General features: G+C 60.0%; 1 protein-coding gene. It reads left to right on the top strand.

What is annotated here, in order from left to right; genetic code table 11:
• Positions 1 to 33: 33 nt before the first annotated feature.
• Positions 34 to 1,997: SDR family NAD(P)-dependent oxidoreductase (locus AWC27_RS30170; protein WP_139836980.1), on the top strand; the 1,964-nt coding region annotated here is incomplete at its 3' end.

The raw sequence follows: 1,997 nt of genomic DNA, 5'->3' as shown, positions 1-1,997 counted from the left end.
CACTGGCGCGACCTTTACCCCCACGCCCACACCGTGGACCTGCCCACCTACCCCTTCCAACACCACCGGTACTGGCTCGAACCCGCCGTACGCGCTGACGTCGGCGATCCGGCTGAGACGGCGTTGTGGGCTGCCGTTGACGGTGATGCGGTCGACGATGTCGCGCGAGTGTTAGGAATTGATGACGCCCAAAGCCTGGCCTCACTGGAACCCGTGGTACGAGCTCTGCACGAGTGGCGCAAAAGCCTCCGCGACCGGTCCATTGTTTACGATTTGCGCTACCAGATTGACTGGCAAAGCGTTATCCCAAATACGTTCCCACAGACACGCCAACACTGGTTGGTTCTTGCCCGCCCTGAACAATCTGACGACGTATGGCTTACGGGCCTATCAGCGCATGCCCCAGGCGGTTTCACAGTATTAGCCATCAAGCCAGAAGAGTTCGATAGGAAGTCGTTAGCGACTTTGCTGTCCGACGAAACCACGCAGCATCAATACCATGGTGTTGTTTCTTTCATGGCGCTACACGACGAGACGCATCCGGACCCCACCGGGCTTCCCGCGGCTTTACTCTCGACTCTCCGTGTTGCACATGCATACATGGATTCGGGGATCGCTTTGCCCTTGTGGGTAGCTACTCACGGTGCGGTGCAAGTCGACCACAGTGATGCTGTTGCGCCGGATCAAGCCGCTATTTGGGGACTAGGACAGTCCATCTGCCTCGAACATCCCGACTGGTGGGGCGGCCTTATTGATCTGCCGGCAAATCCAACATCAAGAGATTTCAAACTGCTGCAGGCCGTCCTGACTTGCCCGCAAATAGAAGATCAACTTGCACTACGCGCACATGGCCTCACTGCCCGACGACTCCAGAAAGCAACGCTCCCGACAGGGCGCGCGCATGTTTGGAAACCATTGGGCACAGCTGTTGTCACCGGCGTGACAGGTCATTTAGGCCAAAGCATCGCCCGCTGGCTGGCCCAGGCCGGGGCGACCCATCTTCTCCTGCTGAGCCGGACCGCTGCAGAGCAGCCTGGAGTGGCCGAGCTGGAAAAGGAACTCAATGCGGCCGATATCGCCACAACATCGGTATCCGTCGATGTGACCGATCGGAGCGCTTTAGCGGCCGTTCTCGCCCAAACACGCATGGAACATGGGCCCATCCACACCGTCGTCCATGCCGCGGCACACATCGGGTGGTCGACGGTCGCCGAAACATCTGTAGACGAATTCAAGAAGACGTATGCCGCCAAAGCAATTGGTGCTGAAAACTTGATCGCACTGCTCGAAGACGAGCCGCCCCAGACCTTCATTATGTTTTCCTCAGCCGCGGCAACCTGGGGCGGTACGCGGCAAGGGGCGTACGCAGCAGCTAACGCACATATCGCCGCACTGACAACGCAGTTGCGGGGCCGCGGATGCCACGCAGTCGCCCCTGCGTGGGGGGCCTGGTCAGATGACATGGGCGCGCCACAAGGCCTTGCGGAAAATGCCGGTCGGCAACAAGTAATGGATTACTTCGGACGCATCGGACTTAAGCCGCTTTCCCCCGATACCGCCTTTGCGGCACTGCAACAATCGCTGGACGTTGACGACACTCAGATCACGATCGCCGACGTCGATTGGGACCGATTCCGAGACTTATTCACCACTACCCGCCGTTCGCACCAGCTACTGTCCGGGCTGGAACCTGCCCCGATAGCCACATCCAAAGCTCACAGCACTCAAGCCCACGAGCATCTTTCCGCGCAGCTGGCCGGCCAAAGCTCCGCACAGCAGTTGGCGACGCTGTTCGACATGGTCACTGGCGCCACCGCCGCCGTGTTGGCCCACCCCGATGCCAGCGCACTAGATCCTGACCAACCGTTTAAAGACCTCGGCATCGACTCCCTGAGCGCCCTGGAACTACGTAACACCATGGCCCAACACGCCGGCCTGACCCTGCCCGCCACCTTGATCTTCGACCACCCCACCCCCACCGCCCTCACCCACTACCT

It is taken from the genome of Mycobacterium szulgai (genome assembly GCF_002116635.1).
Taxonomy (GTDB): domain Bacteria; phylum Actinomycetota; class Actinomycetes; order Mycobacteriales; family Mycobacteriaceae; genus Mycobacterium; species Mycobacterium szulgai.
Note: the sequence above shows the minus strand (reverse complement) of the source record. Positions and strands in the feature narration are given on the sequence as shown.